This window comes from Ancylobacter sp. (assembly GCF_965279025.1).
Taxonomy (GTDB): Bacteria; Pseudomonadota; Alphaproteobacteria; order Rhizobiales; family Xanthobacteraceae; genus Ancylobacter.
Genome location: NZ_OZ257132.1, coordinates 2873337 through 2892301 on the forward strand (window position 1 = coordinate 2873337; position 18965 = coordinate 2892301).

The window sequence follows — 18965 nt, forward strand, 5'->3', positions numbered from 1 at the left end:
ACGGCTGGGTCCACCTGTCTCGCAGTATCGTCAGGCGTCGGAGGGGAGCCATCGGAAAATGTCTGGAAACCCCTTCCTTAATCCGTGAGGCGCGCCGACGCCACTCTCCTGCCAGCATGCCTGCTGCGCGGCACCTTGCGCCGGCCGCCCTTACTCGGCCAGCACCCGCGTCGAAGGGAAGATGATCTCGACGATGGTGCCGACATCCACGGCGCTGCGGATGTTGAAGGCGGCGCGGTTGGCTTCGGCCAGCGCCTTGGTCAGCGGCAGGCCCAGGCCCGTGCCGCCGGAGCCGGCGCGCGACGAGGTGGTGATCTGCCGGAACGGCTCCATGGCGATGGTCACGTCGGCTTCCGACATGCCGACGCCGGTGTCGCGCACGCGCAGGACGACCTCGCCCTCCTCGGTCAGCGTCGTCGACAGGATGACCTGGCCGCCGGGCTGGGTGAACTTGATCGAGTTGGAGACGAGGTTCAGCACGATCTGCCGGATCGAGCGGGCGTCCGCCACCACGGGCGGCAAATCGGTGGCGAGCGAGGAGCGGATGATGATGCGCTCGCGATTGGCCTGCGGCTGCATGATGCCCATGCATTGCTGCACCATCTCGTTCAGCGAGACACTGGTGAAGGCGAGCTCGAGCTTGCCGGCCTCGATCTTGGAGAGGTCGAGCAGGTCGTTGATCAGCGAGATGAGATGCTCGCCCGAGGCGTGGATGTCGCGCAGATAGTCGCGGTAGCGCTGGTTCTCGATGCCGCCGAAGCGCTCCTCCATCATCACTTCCGAGAAGCCGATAATGGCGTTGAGCGGGGTGCGGATCTCGTGGCTGATCTTGGCGAGGAAGTCCGACTTGGCGAGGTTGGCGCGCTCGGCGAGCCGCTTGGCCTCGATCAGTTCCTCCTCGGCGCGCTTCCACTGGGTGATGTCGCGCAGCACGGCGCAGAATTTGGTGGGGTCGTCGCCGACCCGGCCGACCGTCATGAACAGCGGAATGAGCCCGCCCTCGCGCACGCGGCCGATCACCTCGCGCCCGTCGTTCAGCACGCTGGCGACGCCGTTGGAGGCGAGGCCGTCGAGGTAGTCCACGGCGGCGCGGTGGCTTTCGGGGGCCAGCAGCAGGGTGAAGGATTCGCCCTGCACCTCGCCGGCATTGAAGCCGAACAGCGCTTCGGCCGGGTGGTTCATCGACAGCACCGTGCCGGCGGCGTCGATCAGCACCACGCCGTCGGTGGCGGTGTCGAGAATGGCGCGCAGCTCGCGCCCCGCGCTTTCCGCCTCGCGCAAGGCGAGCTCGGCCTGCCGCAGGCGCTCATCGGCGAACGGGTCGACGGCCGCCGGCACCGGGGCGGCGGCGCGGTGGAGGACGTACAGCATCGCCGGGCCGCCCTCCCAGGGGGTGGACATCAGCCGCGCATCGACGCGGATGGCCTCGCCCTGCGCGCCGACAAGCGTCAGCGGGCGGTCTTCGTCGGGTTCTGCCGCGGCCGTGGCGCCGAACAGGGTGGAGAGCCCGCCTGCCGCCTCGATGGCGGCGAGTTCGGCATGGCCGGTCCATTCCAGCAAGGCGCGGTTGGCATAGAGCAGCCGGTCGCCGCGGAAGGCGAGAAGGCCGAGCGGCAGCCGGTCCAGCACCGGGCGCTCGCTCTCATCGGCCAGGAAGCGGCGCAGGCCCTCGCTCTTGCCCTCGCCCTCGCCCTCGCTCTCACCCTCACGCCGCGCCGCCGCGTCGGGCGTCGCATCGTTCGCCGGCACCTCCGGCAGCGGTACGGGTGCTTTGGCGAAAGCGGGCTCGAGCGGCGCGGCCGCCACGGGCGCGGGCCCGGCAGAGGTCGGCTCGGCCGGATCGGCGGGATCGTCGACGCCCTCCAGCCGGGCGCCAAGCGCGCGGGCGATCTCGCGGAAGGCATTGCGCTCGCCGGTCGACAGCCCCTCCCACGAGGCGCGCACATTGTCGCGGCCAGCCTCGCCATTGCCGGCGCGCAGCGGCACGACATTGGCGGGCGAGGGGACCAGGCTCAACGTGACGCGCATGGGAGGAACATCGGGCGCGGCGGGCTGCTGCGGCTCTGCGTCGGGACGTGCGGGGACGGCGGGAGCCGGGTTGGCCGCGCGCGGCGGCGCCATGAGCGGTTCGGCAATCGCCTCCAGCGGCCGGCGGCCCTTCACCACGCCGAAGCCGCGCATGCCGGCGCCGCGAATGGGCGCGCCGCCGAGTTCGACATCGAGCGCGTCGCCCCGGCCGGTCGGCAGCCGCACGGGAAGATGGTTGAAGCTCAGCCCGTCGAGCACCGCCTGGTGCAGGCCGGGAGCGCCGAGCGCGCGCCAGTCAAGGCCGGCGATCTCGTCCGGCGCGCGGTCGAGCGCGGCGGCAAGGCGCGGGTCGATGCGGTTCAGCCTCGCATCGACGCCGGTGCTCCAGGTGAAGCGGGCGGGGATGGGCAGAAGCTCCTGCGCCGTGAGCGGGGTGGACGGCTCGGCCGGCGCGGTGGCGGGCACCGCATCGAGGCCGACCAGAAGCACGGCGCGGGCGCTGCCGGCGGCGAGCAGGGAGCAGGCGAAGGTCGCGGGCGTCAGCCGGCCCGGCAGCCGCAGCCGCTCCAGCCGCGCCGGCCGCGCCGGGCGCAGCGTGGCGGACAGGCGCGGGGCGAGGGCGGCGAGCGCGGCGGCCAGGTTGCCGGTCTCCAGCAGCGCGCGGCCTCCGGCATTGGCGGCGATCAGCGTGCCATCGACATGGGCGAGCACAGCCGGCGCCGCCGCCGCCAGGGCGGTGGCCGCCTGGGCGCGGAGCGCCTGCGTCGCCGCGCTGCCGAAACCGTCCGTCGGTGTGTTCATGATCGCCTGAGTGACCCCGCCGGTGCGAACCGGATGCCGGTGCCGGGCCCGGAAAGGAGCCGCCGCCGCATCTCAACAATAATGCGGGCGGAGGCGCCTTGCCATGCGTCAGCCCGCCTGTCGCTGCAGCTTCACCTTTTCCGGTTAATTGGTTGACACCGATCCCGGTTAATCACTTGCAACCATCCCACGCGCGGACGGTGGAATTGGGTTGCCTTTCGCCGCGTGCCTCCTACTTTGGTTGTAGGCATCAGGCCGGATATCCGGCGGGCCGTCCGCGTTTAAACTGCCGCATGGTCGCCAGCAGGGAGTTTCCGACATGGCCGACACCCCGAAGCTCGAAATTCCCCCGGAACTGCGCAACATCGCCGAGCAGGGCATGGGTCAGGCCCGCGTGGCGATGGACGGTTTTCTGTCCGCCGCGCACAAGGCGCTCGACGATGCCGGCCGGCACGTCGACACGGCGCAGGGCAGCGCCCGCGACCTCGGCCGCACGACGCTGGATTTCGCCGAGGCCAACATCGCCGCCGGATTCGATTTCGCCTCCCGCCTCGCCAAGGCGACGACGGTGGACGAATGGGCGCGGCTGCACGCCGATTATGTGCAGGAGCAGGCAGCGCGCCTGACCGAGCAGGCCAAGGCGATGGGCGAGCGAACGAGCGCCGCCGCGTCTTTCGCTACAGGCACCAAACCGGGCAAATAAGCCCGGGACCGGGCGGTATTCCCGCGCGGGTCCACCAAAAAAACGCGGATTTAGGTCGATTGTGCATTGCAATATGATGCTGCAATGCACAATTATAGGCGACGAGACGAGGCAGGGGGTTCGGGCTTGGCCTGAACACGCCTTTGCCGGTCAGGGCCTGGTCGCAAGCGCGGAGCGGCCACCGCCATCCTGAATCCGCCGCGAAGCGTGGAGAAAACCCATGGTTGAGGCTACCCCGATCACCCCGTCCCCGAAGAAGGCCGCCAAGGCCGCCACCTCGGCTTTCGAAGCGACGATGCCCAAATTCGAAGTGCCCAAATTCGACATGCCGGGCCAGCTCGAAGTTCCCGCCGCCGTGCGCGAGATGGCCGAGAAGAACGTGCAGAGCGCGCGCGACGCCTATGAGAAGATGAAGGCCAGCGCCGAAGAGACCACCGACCTGCTCGAAGACACCTACAGCACCGCTTCGAAGGGCATGGTCGAGTACAATGCCGTGGCGCTGGAGTCGCTGCGCACCAATGTGAACGCCGCCTTCGACTATGTCGGCGCGCTGTTCGGCGCCAAGAGCGTCTCGGAAGCGGTGGAGCTTTCCACCGGCCACATGCGCAAGCAGTTCGACGTGCTGTCGGCCCAGGCCAAGGAACTGTCGACGCTGGCCCAGAAGGTTGCCGCCGATACCGCCGAGCCGATCAAGGCCTCGGTCGAGAAGACCATCAAGAAGTCGGTCTGACCGACGCTTCACCCGAATTCAGAACCCGGTTCGCGCCATGCGCGGGCCGGGTTTTTTCATGCCCGCGTCACGCCGCCGCCGCAACATGCTGTCTAACGTGCATTCCCCGTGAGCCGCGCTTGACTCACCCCCGCACCGTTCCTATTTCGGCGGCGGTTTGGCACTCATCCCCGAAGAGTGCTAGTAGCTCTCCACCAGCGCCACGCCGGCGCGCGACATGAAGACCGAGGATCGACCCATGGCCAAGCTGAAGTTTCGCCCCCTGCACGACCGTATCGTGGTGAAGCGCCTTGACGCGGAAGAGAAGACCGCAGGCGGCATCATCATCCCGGACAGCGCCAAGGAAAAGCCTTCGCAGGGCGAAGTCCTCTCCGTCGGCCCCGGCGCCCGCGACGAAGCCGGCAAGCTCGTGCCGCTCGACGTGAAGGCCGGCGACAAGGTGCTGTTCGGCAAGTGGTCGGGCACCGAGGTCAAGATCGACGGTCAGGACCTCCTGATCATGAAGGAATCGGACGTCATGGGCATCGTCGGCTGAGCCGACCTTATCCTTCCCGGACATACTGAATTTCAGGAGTAGGCCAGATGGCTGCCAAGGACGTTAAATTTGCCGGCGACGCTCGCGAGCGGATGCTGCGCGGCGTCGATATCCTCGCCAATGCGGTGAAGGTCACGCTCGGCCCCAAGGGCCGCAATGTCGTCATCGAGAAGAGCTTCGGCGCTCCCCGCATCACCAAGGACGGCGTCACTGTCGCCAAGGAGATCGAGCTCGAGGACAAGTTCGAGAACCTCGGCGCCCAGCTCGTGCGCGAGGTCGCTTCCAAGACCAATGACCTCGCCGGCGACGGCACCACCACCGCCACCGTTCTCGCCCAGTCCATCGTCCGTGAAGGCGCCAAGTTCGTCGCCGCCGGCATGAACCCGATGGACCTGAAGCGCGGCGTCGACCTTGCGGTCGCCGAGGCGATCAAGGATATCGAGAAGCGCGCCAAGAAGGTGAAGAACACCGACGAAGTCGCGCAGGTCGGCACCATCTCCGCCAATGGCGATGCCTCCATCGGCGAGATGATCGCCGGCGCGATGCAGCGCGTGGGCAACGAGGGTGTCATCACCGTCGAGGAAGCCAAGACCGCCGAGACCGAGCTCGACGTGGTCGAGGGCATGCAGTTCGACCGTGGCTATCTCTCGCCCTACTTCATCACCAATGCCGAAAAGATGACGGTGGATCTCGAAGATCCCTACATGCTCATCTTCGACAAGAAGCTTTCCGGCCTGCAGGCGATCCTGCCGGTGCTCGAAGCCGTGGTGCAGTCGGGCAAGCCGCTGCTGATCGTCGCCGAGGACGTGGAGGGCGAGGCCCTCGCCACGCTCGTCGTCAACAAGCTGCGCGGCGGCCTGAAGGTCGCGGCGGTGAAGGCTCCGGGCTTCGGTGACCGCCGCAAGGCCATGCTGGAAGACATCGCCGTCCTCACCGGCGGCCAGGTCATCTCCGAAGAGCTCGGCATCAAGCTGGAGAGCGTCAATCTCACCATGCTCGGCCGCGCCAAGAAGGTGATCATCGAGAAGGAAAAGACCACCGTCATCGATGGCGCCGGCAAGAAGAAGGACATCGAGGGCCGGGTCGCGCAGATCAAGGCGCAGATCGAGGAGACCACCTCGGACTACGACCGTGAGAAGCTGCAGGAGCGTCTGGCCAAGCTCGCCGGCGGCGTCGCGGTCATCCGCGTCGGCGGCGCGACCGAGGTCGAGGTTAAGGAAAAGAAGGACCGCGTCGACGACGCGCTCAACGCCACCCGCGCTGCCGTGCAGGAAGGCATCGTCCCCGGCGGCGGCATCGCCCTGCTGCGCGCCAAGAAGGCCGTGGAGAAGCTGACCTCCGACAACCCGGACATCCAGGCCGGCATCAAGATCGTGCTGCGCGCGCTTGAGGCCCCGATCCGCCAGATCGCCGAGAATTCCGGCGTCGAGGGCTCGATCGTGGTCGGCAAGGTGCTGGAATCGAAGGACCCGAACTTCGGCTTCAACGCCCAGACCGAGCAGTTCGTCGACATGATCGCCTCCGGCATCGTCGACCCGGCGAAGGTCGTGCGCACGGCGCTGCAGGACGCGGCTTCCGTCGCCGGCCTGCTCATCACCACCGAAGCCATGATCGCCGACGCGCCCAAGCGCGACGGCGGCGCCCCGGCGATGCCGGGCGGCGGCGGCATGGGCGGCATGGACTTCTGAGGACGTCCATTCGCCCCTGCTTCTCGCTGGGTGCCGAAACCGGGCAGGCCCGGTTTCGGCAGCGGCATGGACTTCCTCGGCGGTCCATTCGCGCCTGCGGGTTCACGGAATGAAAAGGGCGCGGCGCAAGCCGCGCCCTTTTTGTTGGGCGATTGCCTCCAAAAGCCCCGTCATCCCCGGGCCCGGGATCCACGATTTGGCCGATCAGCGCTCAGCAAGACATGAATGGCCGGGACAAGCCCGGCCATGACGTCGCGCGCGGAGGAGCGCCGGCGGTGACCCGCAACAGCGATGGGGGAGGCGCGGTTGCCGCAGGCACGTGACGCCCGTCGTTAGTCGGGGAAGCCTTAGCCCCTAAAGTCGTCGCAACAAAAGCCCCGTCATCCCCGGGCTCGGCCCGGGGATCCACGCTTTGGTCGAGGATGCGACAAGCGCAGAGAGACATGGATGGCCGGGACATGCCCGGCCATGACGTAGCGCGCGGAGAAGCGTCGGCGGGCGCCGGCCGAAGGCCGCCGCAATTGCGCGTCCCGCCGGCCGGCACCGTCCGCGCTCAGATCGGCGGCAGGTGCAGCCATCGTGCCGTGGCGCTGAGGATGAGATCGACCGCCAGCGCGGCGAGGATCATGCCCATCACCCGGCTGATGATCGAAGCGCCGCCGCGGCCGATGACGTGCGCCAGCCGCCCGGCCGCCAGCATGATGGCGAGCGTCATCAGCAGCACCAGGCTGAAGGTGACGATGGTCACCGCCCGCTCGGTGAAGTCGTGGCGGGCGCTGTCGGTCAGCACCACCGCCGCCAGCATCGCGCCGGGGCTGGCGATGGAAGGGATCGCCAGCGGGTAGATGGCGATTTCCACCGGGTTGAGTTCCGCCGGCGCGTGCGGGTCGGCATGGCCCCTGCCGTGGATCATGGTGAGCGCGAACAGGAACAGCACGATGCCGCCGGCGATCTGGAACGACTCGATCGACACGTCCATCGAGCGCAGCAGCCAGTGGCCCGCCATGGCGAAGAACACCAGCACGCCGAAGGAGACCAGGGTCGAGATGAACGCCGCCTTGGTGCGGTCCCGCGCGCTGAGGCCTGCGGTAACCGCCAGGAACACGGGAAGCGTTCCCAGCGGGTCGATGACCACCCAGAGGGTGACGAAATCCTGAATACGTTCGGCCCAGCTCATGATCTCGTCCGAAAAGGTTGCCGCTCGCTTATAGCCACTTTTCCCGCGCGGCGGCGAGGTTGCATCGCCTCCGCCCGGTCGGCATGTTGCGCGTCGGCACCCGGCGTCGCCGATTCGTATGAGAGACCCTGGAACATGGCCGAGCCGCGACAGAAACCGGACTTTTCGCAGGAGCGCGCCGCCCACCGGGCCGGCGAGGCGCCCGTGGCCGGGGCGGACGAGGTGGGACGCGGCCCCTGGGCCGGGCCGGTGGTCGCCTGCGCCGTGGTGCTGGACCCCGCGCGCGTGCCCGAGGGACTCGACGATTCGAAGCGGCTCTCGGCGATGCAGCGCGAGCGGCTGTTCGAGATCATCTGCGCCACCGCCGAGGTCTCGCTCGCCTTCGCCCCGCCCACCCGGATCGACGGCCACAATATCCGCCAGGCGACGCTGTGGGCGCTCGCCCGGGCGGTGGCGGGGCTGCCCTGTGCGCCGCGCCTGGTGCTGGTGGATGGCAATGACCTGCCGCCGGTGCCCTGTGCCGCCCGCACCATCATCGGCGGCGACGGGCTGGTTGCGTCCATCGCCGCGGCGTCGATCGTGGCCAAGGTGACGCGTGACCGGCTGATGGCCTCGCTCGGTGCCGCCCATCCCGGCTACGGCTTCGAGCGCCATATGGGCTATGGCACGCCCGAGCACTCGCAGGCGCTGGCCACGCTCGGCGCGTGCCGCCACCACCGCACCACCTTCGCGCCGGTGCGGGCGCGGCTGGCGCTGGGGATGGCGACGCCCGAAGCGGCGGAATGACGGCGCGCTACTGCCGGATGTCCGGCTCCACCAGCCGGGCGAGGCCGCGCAGCGATTCCTGCCAGCCGAGATAGCAGGCCTCGGGCGGGATGAGATCGGGAATGCCGGCCTGCGCGATGTCGATCTCGGTGCCGACCGACACGCTCTTCAGCGTTACCGTCACCTCCATCTCGCCCGGCAGGTTGGGGTCGTCGAAGCGGTCATTGTAACGTAGCTTCTCGCCGGGCACGAGTTCGAGATAGGTGCCGCCAAAGGCATGGCTGTCGCCGGTGGTGAAGTTGCGGAACGTCATGCGGAACGTGCCGCCCACGGTGGGCTCGAAATGCTGGACGGTGCAGGTAAAACCGTTGGGCGGCAGCCATTTCGCCAGCGCGTCCGCCTCCAGGAAGGCGCGGTAGACCTTGTCCGCCGGGGCGGTCAGGACGCGGTGCAGGCGGATGGTGCTGGGCATGGCGGGTTCCCTCGTGAACGGGTGGAAGCGTGCCGGCGGGCGGGCACGCCGCCTTCCACGAGGACGAACGGCGCCCCGCCGATCCGACAGGGCGCCGACGATTCTCCATCCCGGCCCTCAGTGGTAGCCCTCGCCCTCGCGCACCTTGCCGCGGAACAGCCAGTAGACGAAGGCGATGTAGCCGAGGATCACCGGCAGCAGGAACACCGTGCCGATGAGCATGAAGACTTGGCTCGCCGGCGCGGCGGCGGTTTCCCACACGGTGAGGGTGGGCGGCACCAGATAGGGGAAGATCGAGACGCCGATGCCGAAATAGCCGAGCAGGAAAAGCCCGATGACGCCGAAGAAGGGCAGGTTGTCATGCCCCTTTTCCAGCCAGCGCCAGACATAATAGGACAGCGCCACGGTGAGCAGCGGCACCGGGGCGAGGTAGAACAGGTTCGGTGTGGTGAACCAGCGCTCGGCGATGCGCGGGAAGGCCAGCGGGGTCCACAGGCTGATGACGGCCATGAAGCCGAGCACGACCGGCAGCAGCATCTTGGCCCGGGCGCGCGAGCGGATGGCGGCGGCGCCCTCGGTCTTCATCACCAGCCACACGCTGCCGATGAGCGCATAGCCCGCCACCACGGCGATGCCGCAGAACAGCGCGAAGGGCGTCAGCCAGTCCAGCGCGCTGCCGGAAAAGGCGTTGTTCTCGACCTTGATGCCCTGCACGAAGCCGCCGAGCAGCACGCCCTGGAAGAAGGCGGCCAGGGTGGAGCCGCCGGCGAAGGCGATGTTCCACAGGAAGCGGCTGGTGTCCGCCACGTGCCGGAACTCGAAGGCGACGCCCCGGAACACGAGGGACAGCAGCATGAAGATCACCGGCAGGTACAGCGCCGGCATGACGATGGAATAGGCGAGGGGGAAGGCGACCAGCAGGCCGCCGCCGCCCAGCACCAGCCAGGTCTCGTTGCCGTCCCAGAACGGGGCGACCGAGCTCATCATCTGGTCCTTTTCCCGCTCGCTGGCCGCGAAGGGGAAGAGGATGCCCATGCCGAGGTCGAAGCCGTCCAGCACCACATACATGGCGATGGCGACCGCCAGCAGCAGCGACCAGATGACGGGCAGATACCATTCCATGCCGGAGCCGACGAACATGCTCATTCCCCCGGGTTGTTGATGGCGGCCCGCGTCGCCTGGTTGGCGGAGGCGAGCGGACGGTTCGGCAGGCCTACGGGCGGCTCGACCGCCGACCCCTGCGGGCCCCGCGCGATCAGCCGGTTGATGTAGTAGATGCCGCCGGAGAACACGATGCCGTAGACCACGACGAACAGCGCCAGCGTGGTGGCCACGGCCCAGCCCTCCACCGGCGAGACCGCGTCCGCCGTTCGCAGGATGCCATAGGCGAGCCAGGGCTGGCGGCCGACCTCGGTGACGAACCAGCCCGACAGGATGGTGACGAAGCCGATGGGCCAGATGTGCTGGAGCGGCGCCAGATACCAGTCGGTCTGGAACAGCCGCCGGCGCCAGAGCAGCCAGATGCCCAGCCAGCTGACGGCGATCATGAGAAGGCCGAGCCCGACCATGACGCGGAAGGCGAAGAAGGGGATGGCGACCGGCGGGCGGTCGGCGCGGGGGAAGTCCTTCAGCCCCTGGATGGTGTCGGTCCAGCTATGGGTGAGGATGAGGCTGCCCAGATGCGGGATGGCGATCTGGTAGTCGTTGCGCTCCTCCTCGTCATTGGGAATGGCGAACAGCACCAGCGGCACGCCGCTTTCGCCGGGGACGTTTTCCCAGTGCGCTTCGATGGCGGCGATCTTCGCCGGCTGGTGCTTCAGCGTGTTCAGCCCGTGCGCATCGCCGATGAAGGCCTGCAGCGGCGCCAGGATGCAGATGAGGCCCAGCGCCATGCGCATCATGGTGCGCCCGTCTTCCGGGAAGCGGCCGGAATAGACATAGCGCGCGCCCACCGCCAGCACGACGAAGGCGGTGGTGAGGTAGCAGGCGGTCACCATGTGGGCGAGGCGGTAGGGGAAGCTCGGGTTGAAGATCACCGCGAGCCAGTCCACCGGATGGGCGATGCCGTCGATGATCTCATGGCCGGCGGGGGTCTGCATCCAGCTATTGGCGGAGAGGATCCAGAACGCGGAAAGCGTGGTGCCCATCGCCACCATGACGCAGGCGAAGACATGCAGCCCGCGCGGCACCCGGTTCCAGCCGAACAGCATGATGCCGAGGAAGGTCGCTTCCAGGAAGAAGGCGGTCAGCACCTCGTAGCCGATCAGCGGCCCCACGACATTGCCGACGACGTGCGAGAAGCGGCTCCAATTGGTGCCGAACTGGTAGGACAGCACGATGCCGGAGACCACGCCCATGGCGAAGGACACGGCGAAAATCTTGGTGAGGAAGCGGGCGATGCGGTGGTAGCGCTCATGCCCGGTGGCGACCCAGAGCACCTCAAGCGTCGCGATATAGGCCGCGAGGCCGATGGTGAAGCTCGGGAAGATGATGTGGAAGGAAACCGTGAAGGCGAACTGGATGCGCGCCAGGATGGTGGGATCGAAATCCATCGCTTGTGCCCCTGCCGTCACCGCTTACGATAGGTGACGCCGGGTAGGGTAGGCCGGTCCGCCCCACAATGGAATGCCTCAAATCGGCCACAGCGCGGTCGAATTGTCTCGCCCCGTGGAAGGGGCGCCGGCCCGGCCGTGCTGCACACGGCAAGGGATGAGCTATTCCCCTGACGTGCCTGAGCTTTTTTCGCCCAGCTTCGCCTCGATGGACAGCATGTCACGCCAGACCATGCGCTTGCCAAGCGGCGTGCGCAGCAGATAGGCCGGGTGAAATGTGGCAAGCGCCGGGATGACCCGGCTGCCGGTGTCGTACTCCACCCAGCGCCCGCGGGCCTTTGTAATGCCGTCGCGAATGCCCAGCAGGGTCTGCGCCGAGGGGCCGCCGAGGCACACCAGCAGGTCGGGATTCGCCAGCTCGATCTGCCGCCGGATGAAGGGCAGGCAGATGGCGGTTTCCTGCGGCGTCGGCGTGCGGTTGCCCGGCGGGCGCCAGGGCACGACATTGGCAATGTAGGCGTTGGTGCGGTCGATGCCGATGGCGGCCAGCATGCGGTCGAGCAGCTTGCCCGAGCGCCCGACAAACGGCTTGCCCTCGATATCCTCGTCGCGGCCGGGCGCTTCGCCCACCAGCATCAGGCGGGCGGCGGGGTTGCCGTCGGCGAAGACCAGCCGGGTCGCGGTGTGCTTGAGCGGGCAGCCCTCGAAGCGCTCCAGCAGCGCGCGCAGTGCGTCGATATCCGGCGCCGAGGCGGCGGCCTCGCGTGCCTCCAGCGCGGCCACATCGGGCGGCGGCGGCGAAGGTTCGGCGGTGATGGCCGCCGGCGCGGGGCGGGCAGGGGCGGCGGCGCGCGGTGGCGCGGCGCGCGAGCCATCCGGAACAGCGACGGGCGGCGCGACGCGCACCGCCTGCGTGCCGGCGGCATTACGCCCGGCCTCGCTTTCGGCAAAGCGGTCGACCGGCGCTTCGCCCAGCGCGACATCGACTCCCGCCTCCACATGGAAGGCGAGAATGTCGGCGATCGCGTCGAGGCCGCCATTCCAGTCGTCGCCATCCCCGCTATTGCTAAGTGTCGAACTCATAAGGCGCATTCTTCCTGTCGCTTGGGTGATCCTATCCGTCGCGGCGAGAGTTGTCAGGCCGGGGCAAGCGTGGAAGAAGTCCAATCAGTAGCTGCGGCAGCGGAGACACGGGATGGATGCGGCGGAACTGCCAGAACGCGAGGCCATGGAGTTCGACGTCGTGGTCGTCGGCGCGGGCCCTGCCGGCCTTGCGGCGGCCATCCGCCTGAAGCAGCTCGACGCAGACCTCTCGGTGGTGGTGGTCGAGAAAGGCTCGGAGGTCGGCGCCCATATCCTCTCCGGCGCGGTGATCGATCCGGCGGGGCTCGACAAGCTGTTTCCCGACTGGCGCGGCGAGGCCGAGGCCCCGTTGAAGACGCCCGTCACCGATGATCGCTTCTATGTCCTCGGCCCGGCGGGTGCGCTGCGCCTGCCCAATGCGCTCCTGCCGCCGCTGATGAGCAATCACGGCGCCTATATCGGCTCGCTCGGCACGGTCTGCCGCTGGCTGGCGGCCAAGGCGGAGGCGCTGGGTGTCGAGATCTATCCCGGCTTCGCGGCCAATGAGGTGCTGTTCGAGGACGCCGCCGTGGCGGGAATTGCCACCGGCGACATGGGCGTCGGCCGCGACGGCGAAATCACCGACCGCTTCACGCGCGGCATGGAATTGCGGGCGAAGTACACGCTGTTCGCCGAAGGCGCGCGCGGCCAGCTTTCCAAACAGCTCATCGCCCATTACCGGCTCGACGCCGGACGCGAACCGCAGAAATACGGCATCGGGCTGAAGGAGCTGTGGACCGTGCCGGCGGAGCAGCACCGGCCCGGGCTGGTGCAGCATTCCTTCGGCTGGCCGCTGGGCAATGCCACCGGCGGCGGCTCCTTCCTCTACCACATGGAGGACCGGCAGGTGATGGTGGGCTTCGTGGTCCACCTTAACTACGCCAATCCCTGGCTGGCGCCGTTCGAGGAATTCCAGCGCTTCAAGACGCACCCGCTGGTGCGCGGAACGCTGGAAGGCGGCAAGCGGGTTTCCTATGGGGCGCGCGCCATCACCGAAGGCGGCTACCAGTCGGTGCCGAAGCTGGTGTTTCCGGGCGGCGCGCTCGTCGGCTGCGCGGCCGGCTTCGTCAACGTGCCGCGCATCAAGGGCAGCCATAATGCCGTGCTCTCCGGCATGCTCGCCGCCGAAGAGGTGGCGAAGGCGCTGGGCGAGGGGCGGGCGCATGACGAGCTTGCCGGCTATGAGGCCGGCTGGCGCGATTCCGCCATCGGGCGCGATCTGTGGAAGGTGCGCAACGCCAAACCGCTCTGGTCGAAGCTCGGCACGCTGGCCGGCATCGCGCTGGGCGGGCTCGACATGTGGCTGAACACTTTGTTCGGCGTCTCGCCCTTCGGCACGCTGGGGCATGGCAAGCCGGATTCGGCAACGCTGGTGCCGGCGGCGCAGGCGAAGCGGATCGACTATCCCAAGCCCGACAACGTCGTGTCCTTCGACCGCCTATCCTCGGTGTTCCTGTCCAACACCAATCACGAGGAAGACCAGCCGGTCCACCTCAAGGTCGCCGACATGGCCTTGCAGAAGGCCTCGGAGCACGATGTGTTTGCCGGTCCGTCTGCGCGCTACTGCCCGGCGGGGGTGTATGAATGGGTGGAGGAGGGCGGCGAGCCGCGCTTCGTGATCAACGCCCAGAACTGCGTTCACTGCAAGACCTGCGATATCAAGGACCCGAACCGCAATATCACCTGGGTGGCGCCGGAAGGCGGCGGCGGCCCGAACTACCCCAATATGTGAGGCGCATATGTTCGCTCGGCTTTCCCAGGCCCTTCTGATCGGCTCCGGCCTCCTCTTCGGGGCCGGCCTGCCGGCGCTCGCACAGGAGCGACCCGATTATGAGCCCTATCGCGAGGGGCTTTTCCTGCGCTACCTCAATGCCGAGCCGGGCGAGATCGACGGCGTGCCGCGCATCGGCCTCTCCTTCGGCGGCAGGCCGCTGCGGGCGGAACTCGATTCAGGCTCGACCGGCATCGTGGTGGCGTCGGAATTCGTGCCGGGCTTCGAGCAGATGCCCTCGCAGGGGCCGGCCAAGCTCACCTATACGAGCTCCGGCCGGGTGATGGTGGGCCAGTGGGTCGTCACCCCGGTCTCGCTGGTCGGCCGCGAAGGGGCGAGCGTGACGACGCAGCCGCTGCCGGTGATGGTGGTGACCGAGGTCCAGTGCCTCGACTATGCGCGCGAATGCCGGCCGACGATGAGCCCGCGCAACATCGCCATGGTCGGCATCGGCTTTGCCCGCGAGGGCGACAAGCAGAGCCAGAGCACGCCGGACAAGAATCCGCTGCTGCATGTCACCGGCGGAGAGGGGCGTCGCCGCCAGGGCTACATCCTCTCGCCCGAGGGCGTGCATATCGGCCTCACCGCCGCCAATACGCGCGGGGCCTTCCGCTATGTGAAGCTCGCGCGCCGGCCGGACGGCGCCGACTGGGCGTCGCTGCCGGCCTGCATCGCGCTGGGCGGCTCGACCCTGCCGGCCTGCGGCTCGGTGCTGGTCGATACCGGCGTCTCGGTGATGTACATGACGGTGCCGGCCTCGCAGGCGGCGGGTGCCGAGGGCACGCTGCCGCCGGGCACGCAGGTGGCGATCAGCATCGGCGAGGAGGGCAGCGCCTTCCCGCTCTACAGCTTCGCCGTCGGCGATGGCTCGCCCATGGCGCCGAGCGCCGTGCATCTGCGGGTGGCGGACAACGCCCCGCCCTTCGTCAACACCAGCTACCACCTGCTGAACGGCTTCGACGTGCTGTATGATGGCGAAGGCGGCTATGTCGGCTTCCGGCCGCACTAGCGGACGGCGTCCGGCACCGGCGGGGCGGGGAGCGGATGGTGCGGGACATTGACGAACTGAGGCAGCTCTTCACCGGCCAGCCGCGCCCGACCAGCTGGGCGGAGCGCCGGCAGCGTATGGACGACATCTGCGCCATCGATCCGCCGCCCGATGACGTGCCCTTCACGCCGGTCGACATTGCCGGGCTGCCGGCCGAATGGTCGCTGGCGCCGGGCAGCGATGCGACGCGGGTGCTGCTGTATTTCCACGGCGGCGGCTATTGTTCCGGCTCGCTCCGCAGCCATCGCGCCATGGTCGGTGCCCTCGGCAAGCAGGCGGGCATCCGTACCCTCGCCGTCGGCTACCGGCTGGCGCCGGAGCATCCTTATCCCGCCGCGCTGGACGACGCCCTTGCCGCCTGGCGCTTCCTGCGGTCTCAGGGCTATGCGCCGGAGACCATCGCCATCGGCGGCGACAGTGCCGGCGGCAACCTGACGCTCGCCACCCTCATTGCCCTGCGTGAGGCCGGGGAGGCGATGCCGGCGGCGGCGTGGCTGGTGTCGCCCTGGACCGATCTGACGATGAGCGGCGCGACGCTCGACAGCAAGGCGGCGGTCGACCCGCTGATCAGCCGCGACTACCTCGTCGGGCTGGCGCAGGCCTTTCTGGCGGGACGCGCGGCGAATGACCCGGCGGTCTCGCCGCTCTTCGCCGACCTTGCCGGCCTGCCGCCGACGCTGGTTCAGGTCGGGTCGAGCGAGGGATTGCTGGACGATGCGGTGAGCATCGCCCGCGCGCTCGGCGCGGCCGAGGTTCCGGTGGTGCTGGAGGTGTGGCCGCAGATGATCCACGCCTGGATGGTGTGGGCCGCGCGGCTTGCCGATGGCCGCGCCGGCCTGGCAAACGCCGCCGGATGGCTGCGCGTGCGGTTCGGCCTCAAAACAGGCTGAACAGGAACACCGCCAGCAGGATGGCGGCGGCCCAGAGGTCCGTCACCATCGCCACCGTCTCGCGCATGGTGCGGTGCGGGCGCATGAGGTGGTTGACGCCGGCAAAGCCGAGGAACAGGCCGCCGATGAACGCCACCGGCAGCGCCCAGATCGAGAACAGGATCGACAGCAGCCCGGCGAGCCCGATGGAGGCATTGGCGAAGCCGAGCTCCTGCACCACCACATGGGCGCGCGCCTCGTCCACGCCGAAGATGCCCTTCAGCGTGTAGCCCGGCCGCAGGATCTGGGTGAGGCCCGCCAGCAGCAGCCGCACCCCCACCGCCCAGAAGGCGAACCATTTGGTGGCGACGATGATGAGGCCGCCAAGCCCGGTGATATTGGGATATTCCGCTGCGATGCTCAGCAGCGGCGCCACCACCATGGTCAGCGCGACGATTGCGTAATACATGCGGCCCCCGCTCCGGTTCAGCCTTCCCGGTCCCCGCGCGAGTGTGGTGACGAAGCCCGTTCGAAGTCAATGAAGCCGATGCGGCGGCAGGGTTTTTCCCCATCTGACGGCGCCCGCCGCCGCGGCTGCCCCTGACTCCGGGGAGGCACTCCCGCACCCTGCAGCGCGCGCCGGCGGCGACGGGCAGGGTTGTGTCACAAAACTGCAATCCAAATTTCATCCACCCGTCACCGCGCAGGGCTACCCCAAGCCGGTCTTCAACAGGCCGGCGGAGCACCGATGGCGGCAGCCCTTCAACTCGACCGAGTGAGCAAGACCTACGGGCAGATGCGCGCGGTGGAGAATGTCTCGCTCACCATCCAGCCCGGCGAGCGTGTCGCCCTCATCGGCGCCTCGGGGTCGGGCAAGTCGACGCTGATCCGCCTCGCCGCCGGCCTGATCCTGGCCGATGGCAGCGGGTCGGGCTCCGGTGCCATCCATTCCTTCGGCATCAAGGTGCAGGAAGCCGGCCGGCTGGCGCGCGACGTGCGCGCCGCGCGCCGCCATATCGGCCTCGTCTTCCAGCAATTCGCGCTGTCCGGCCGGCTGTCGGTGATGACCAATGTGCTGGTCGGCGCGCTCGGGCGGATGAACGCGCTGCGCGGCACCTTCGGCCTGTTCAACGCCGATGAGCGCCGCACCGCCTATGCCGCGCTGGCCGAGGTCGGCATCGCCCAGCACGCCGGGAAGCGGGCGCGGGAGCTTTCCGGCGGCCAGCAGCAGCGCGTCGCCATCGCCCGCGCGCTGGTGCAGGGCGCCAAGCTGGTGCTGGCCGACGAGCCCATCGCCTCGCTCGACCCCAAGAGCGCCAAGCGGGTGATGGACACGCTGGTGACCATGAGCCGCGACCACGGCATCGCCCTGGTCGTCTCGCTGCACCAGGTGGATTACGCCACCGCCTATTTCGACCGCGTGGTCGCGATGAATGCCGGCAAGGTCGTGTTCGACGGCCCGGCCTCGCAGATCAACGCCGCCTTCCTTACCGAGCTCTACGGCGCCAGCGCCGAGGAGCTGATCCTGCCCAGCCAGTTCGTGGTGCCGGCCCCCGCCGAAACCGCTTCTCTCTCCCAGCCCGTTTCCTGAACAGGAGCCACCCATGAAGCGCCTCATTGCCGCCGGCCTTGCGCTGGCCGCCCTTGCGGTTCCGGCCCGCGCCGAAGAGATCAAGGAGCTGAACTTCGGCTTCATCTCCACGGAGTCCTCGGCGAACCTCGCCAAGAGCTTCGAGCCGCTGATCAAGGACATGGAAAAGGCCATCGGCGTGCCGGTGAAGCCGTTCTTCGTCGGCGACTATGCCGGCGTCATCGAAGGCATGCGCTTCAAGAAGGTCGACATCGCCTGGTACGGCAACAAGTCGGCCATGGAAGCGGTGGACCGCGCCGGCGGCGAAGTGTTCGTGAAGACCGCCAAGCCGGACGGTTCCTCGGGCTACTACTCGCTGATCGTCACCAATGTCGACCGCAACGACATCAACGATCTCAAGGACATTCTCGACTGCTCGAAGGGCTACAACTTCGGCAATGGCGACCCGAACTCCACCTCGGGCTTCCTGGTCCCCAGCTACTACGTCTTCGCGCTGAACAATGTCGACCCGCAGAAGTGCTACAAGCGCGTCGTGTCGTCGAACCATGAAGGCAACCTGCTCGCGGTTGCCAACAAGCAGATCGACTTCGCCACCAACAACACCGAGAACGTGTCGCGCCTCCAGCAGACGCGCCCGGCGGAAGCCGCCAAGATCAAGGAAGTGTGGCGCTCGCCGCTGATCGCCGGCGACCCGATCGTGTGGCGCAAGGACCTGCCGTCGGACCTGAAGGCGAAGATCTACACCTTCTTCATGACCTATGGCCGCAACGGTACGCCGGAAGAGATCGCCCACGCCCGTGAGGTGCTCGCCAAGACCTCTGACGGCTGGGGCCCGTTCCTCGCCTCCTCCGACGCGCAGCTGATCCCGATCCGCCAGCTTGAGCTCTTCAAGTCGAAGGTGAAGGTCCAGAACGACGAGAAGCTCTCCGCCGACGAGAAGGCCGCGAAGGTCAAGGAGATCGACGCCAAGCTCGCCGCTCTCGACGACCAGCAGAAGAAGCTGCCCAGCATGTGAGGCGCGCGGGAGCGCAGGCGCGGTCCCGCATCCTCGCTGCCGACAACGTCATCCCGGACGGCTGAAAGGCCGCTCCGGGATCGCGGCGACAGAGCCCG

General features: G+C 68.3%; 17 protein-coding genes. 10 read left to right on the forward strand and 7 right to left on the reverse strand.

The window, feature by feature from the left end; genetic code table 11:
- Window positions 1-150: 150 nt before the first annotated feature.
- Window positions 151-2829 carry a PAS domain-containing sensor histidine kinase gene (locus tag ACQY76_RS13145; protein ID WP_428029183.1) on the reverse strand — a complete coding sequence of 893 codons (2679 nt, stop codon included), beginning with the start codon at window positions 2827-2829 and terminating at the stop codon, window positions 151-153.
- 319 nt (window positions 2830-3148) lie between these two features.
- On the opposite strand from ACQY76_RS13145, the gene ACQY76_RS13150 reads away from it, so the two are divergent.
- The 4 genes from ACQY76_RS13150 (at window position 3149) to groL (ending at window position 6485) form a co-directional block, all read left to right on the forward strand.
- Window positions 3149-3532 (forward strand): phasin family protein, encoded by a 384-nt coding sequence (locus tag ACQY76_RS13150; protein WP_428029184.1) that lies wholly within the window; start codon window positions 3149-3151, stop codon window positions 3530-3532.
- A 220-nt stretch (window positions 3533-3752) separates the two neighbouring features.
- Window positions 3753-4262: a phasin gene (locus ACQY76_RS13155; protein WP_428029185.1), complete on the forward strand. Its 510-nt coding sequence runs from the start codon at window positions 3753-3755 to the stop codon at window positions 4260-4262.
- A 238-nt stretch (window positions 4263-4500) separates the two neighbouring features.
- Window positions 4501-4797 (forward strand): co-chaperone GroES, encoded by a 297-nt coding sequence (locus ACQY76_RS13160; RefSeq protein WP_018389796.1) that lies wholly within the window; start codon window positions 4501-4503, stop codon window positions 4795-4797.
- Window positions 4798-4844: 47 nt separating this feature from the next.
- Window positions 4845-6485 carry a chaperonin GroEL gene (gene groL, locus ACQY76_RS13165; RefSeq protein ID WP_428029186.1) on the forward strand — a complete coding sequence of 547 codons (1641 nt, stop codon included), beginning with the start codon at window positions 4845-4847 and terminating at the stop codon, window positions 6483-6485.
- Window positions 6486-7038: 553 nt separating this feature from the next.
- On the opposite strand, the gene ACQY76_RS13170 is transcribed toward groL, so the two are convergent.
- Window positions 7039-7662 carry a MarC family protein gene (locus tag ACQY76_RS13170; RefSeq protein WP_428029187.1) on the reverse strand — a complete coding sequence of 208 codons (624 nt, stop codon included), beginning with the start codon at window positions 7660-7662 and terminating at the stop codon, window positions 7039-7041.
- Between the two features lie 135 nt (window positions 7663-7797).
- Between ACQY76_RS13170 and ACQY76_RS13175 the strand changes: the two genes are divergently transcribed.
- Window positions 7798-8448: a ribonuclease HII gene (locus ACQY76_RS13175; protein ID WP_428029188.1), complete on the forward strand. Its 651-nt coding sequence runs from the start codon at window positions 7798-7800 to the stop codon at window positions 8446-8448.
- Window positions 8449-8455: 7 nt separating this feature from the next.
- Here the strand turns inward: ACQY76_RS13175 and ACQY76_RS13180 are convergent, their stop codons facing one another.
- The 4 genes from ACQY76_RS13180 to ACQY76_RS13195 all read right to left on the reverse strand — a co-directional run bounded on the left by ACQY76_RS13180 (window position 8456) and on the right by ACQY76_RS13195 (window position 12534).
- Window positions 8456-8899, reverse strand: a complete 444-nt coding sequence (locus ACQY76_RS13180) for an SRPBCC family protein (protein WP_428029189.1) — start codon at window positions 8897-8899, stop codon at window positions 8456-8458.
- Window positions 8900-9016: 117 nt separating this feature from the next.
- Window positions 9017-10039: a cytochrome d ubiquinol oxidase subunit II gene (gene cydB, locus ACQY76_RS13185; protein ID WP_428029190.1), complete on the reverse strand. Its 1023-nt coding sequence runs from the start codon at window positions 10037-10039 to the stop codon at window positions 9017-9019.
- Window positions 10040-10041: 2 nt separating this feature from the next.
- A complete protein-coding gene (locus ACQY76_RS13190; RefSeq protein WP_428029191.1) occupies window positions 10042-11451 on the reverse strand; it encodes a cytochrome ubiquinol oxidase subunit I in 1410 nt (469 codons plus the stop codon).
- A gap of 162 nt (window positions 11452-11613) precedes the next feature.
- Window positions 11614-12534 (reverse strand): uracil-DNA glycosylase, encoded by a 921-nt coding sequence (locus ACQY76_RS13195; RefSeq protein ID WP_428029192.1) that lies wholly within the window; start codon window positions 12532-12534, stop codon window positions 11614-11616.
- Window positions 12535-12646: 112 nt separating this feature from the next.
- On the opposite strand from ACQY76_RS13195, the gene ACQY76_RS13200 reads away from it, so the two are divergent.
- The 3 genes from ACQY76_RS13200 to ACQY76_RS13210 are packed head-to-tail and all read left to right on the forward strand — an operon-like array spanning window position 12647 to window position 16282.
- Window positions 12647-14305 (forward strand): electron transfer flavoprotein-ubiquinone oxidoreductase, encoded by a 1659-nt coding sequence (locus ACQY76_RS13200; RefSeq protein WP_428029193.1) that lies wholly within the window; start codon window positions 12647-12649, stop codon window positions 14303-14305.
- A gap of 7 nt (window positions 14306-14312) precedes the next feature.
- On the forward strand, window positions 14313-15353 hold the full coding sequence (locus ACQY76_RS13205; protein WP_428029194.1) for a hypothetical protein: 1041 nt from the start codon (window positions 14313-14315) through the stop codon (window positions 15351-15353).
- A 35-nt stretch (window positions 15354-15388) separates the two neighbouring features.
- On the forward strand, window positions 15389-16282 hold the full coding sequence (locus ACQY76_RS13210) for an alpha/beta hydrolase (RefSeq protein ID WP_428029195.1): 894 nt from the start codon (window positions 15389-15391) through the stop codon (window positions 16280-16282).
- Here ACQY76_RS13210 and ACQY76_RS13215 read toward each other — a convergent pair.
- A complete protein-coding gene (locus ACQY76_RS13215) occupies window positions 16269-16730 on the reverse strand; it encodes a hypothetical protein (RefSeq protein WP_428029196.1) in 462 nt (153 codons plus the stop codon). The genes ACQY76_RS13210 and ACQY76_RS13215 overlap by 14 nt on opposite strands.
- Window positions 16731-17009: 279 nt before the next feature.
- On the opposite strand from ACQY76_RS13215, the gene phnC reads away from it, so the two are divergent.
- Together phnC and phnD are read left to right on the forward strand one after the other, a co-directional pair.
- A complete protein-coding gene (gene phnC, locus ACQY76_RS13220; RefSeq protein ID WP_428029197.1) occupies window positions 17010-17852 on the forward strand; it encodes a phosphonate ABC transporter ATP-binding protein in 843 nt (280 codons plus the stop codon).
- 13 nt (window positions 17853-17865) lie between these two features.
- Window positions 17866-18867 (forward strand): phosphonate ABC transporter substrate-binding protein, encoded by a 1002-nt coding sequence (phnD, locus tag ACQY76_RS13225; protein ID WP_428029198.1) that lies wholly within the window; start codon window positions 17866-17868, stop codon window positions 18865-18867.
- Window positions 18868-18965 lie beyond the last annotated feature (98 nt).

Bases quoted from the DNA above. Each gene is read 5' to 3' on its own strand.
- ACQY76_RS13145 (WP_428029183.1), bottom strand. From the start codon at position 2,829: ATGAACACACCGACGGACGGTTTCGGCAGCGCGGCGACGCAGGCGCTC.
- ACQY76_RS13150 (WP_428029184.1), top strand. From the start codon at position 3,149: ATGGCCGACACCCCGAAGCTCGAAATTCCCCCGGAACTGCGCAACATC.
- ACQY76_RS13155 (WP_428029185.1), top strand. From the start codon at position 3,753: ATGGTTGAGGCTACCCCGATCACCCCGTCCCCGAAGAAGGCCGCCAAG.
- ACQY76_RS13160 (WP_018389796.1), top strand. From the start codon at position 4,501: ATGGCCAAGCTGAAGTTTCGCCCCCTGCACGACCGTATCGTGGTGAAG.
- groL (WP_428029186.1), top strand. From the start codon at position 4,845: ATGGCTGCCAAGGACGTTAAATTTGCCGGCGACGCTCGCGAGCGGATG.
- ACQY76_RS13170 (WP_428029187.1), bottom strand. From the start codon at position 7,662: ATGAGCTGGGCCGAACGTATTCAGGATTTCGTCACCCTCTGGGTGGTC.
- ACQY76_RS13175 (WP_428029188.1), top strand. From the start codon at position 7,798: ATGGCCGAGCCGCGACAGAAACCGGACTTTTCGCAGGAGCGCGCCGCC.
- ACQY76_RS13180 (WP_428029189.1), bottom strand. From the start codon at position 8,899: ATGCCCAGCACCATCCGCCTGCACCGCGTCCTGACCGCCCCGGCGGAC.
- cydB (WP_428029190.1), bottom strand. From the start codon at position 10,039: ATGTTCGTCGGCTCCGGCATGGAATGGTATCTGCCCGTCATCTGGTCG.
- ACQY76_RS13190 (WP_428029191.1), bottom strand. From the start codon at position 11,451: ATGGATTTCGATCCCACCATCCTGGCGCGCATCCAGTTCGCCTTCACG.
- ACQY76_RS13195 (WP_428029192.1), bottom strand. From the start codon at position 12,534: ATGAGTTCGACACTTAGCAATAGCGGGGATGGCGACGACTGGAATGGC.
- ACQY76_RS13200 (WP_428029193.1), top strand. From the start codon at position 12,647: ATGGATGCGGCGGAACTGCCAGAACGCGAGGCCATGGAGTTCGACGTC.
- ACQY76_RS13205 (WP_428029194.1), top strand. From the start codon at position 14,313: ATGTTCGCTCGGCTTTCCCAGGCCCTTCTGATCGGCTCCGGCCTCCTC.
- ACQY76_RS13210 (WP_428029195.1), top strand. From the start codon at position 15,389: ATGGTGCGGGACATTGACGAACTGAGGCAGCTCTTCACCGGCCAGCCG.
- ACQY76_RS13215 (WP_428029196.1), bottom strand. From the start codon at position 16,730: ATGTATTACGCAATCGTCGCGCTGACCATGGTGGTGGCGCCGCTGCTG.
- phnC (WP_428029197.1), top strand. From the start codon at position 17,010: ATGGCGGCAGCCCTTCAACTCGACCGAGTGAGCAAGACCTACGGGCAG.
- phnD (WP_428029198.1), top strand. From the start codon at position 17,866: ATGAAGCGCCTCATTGCCGCCGGCCTTGCGCTGGCCGCCCTTGCGGTT.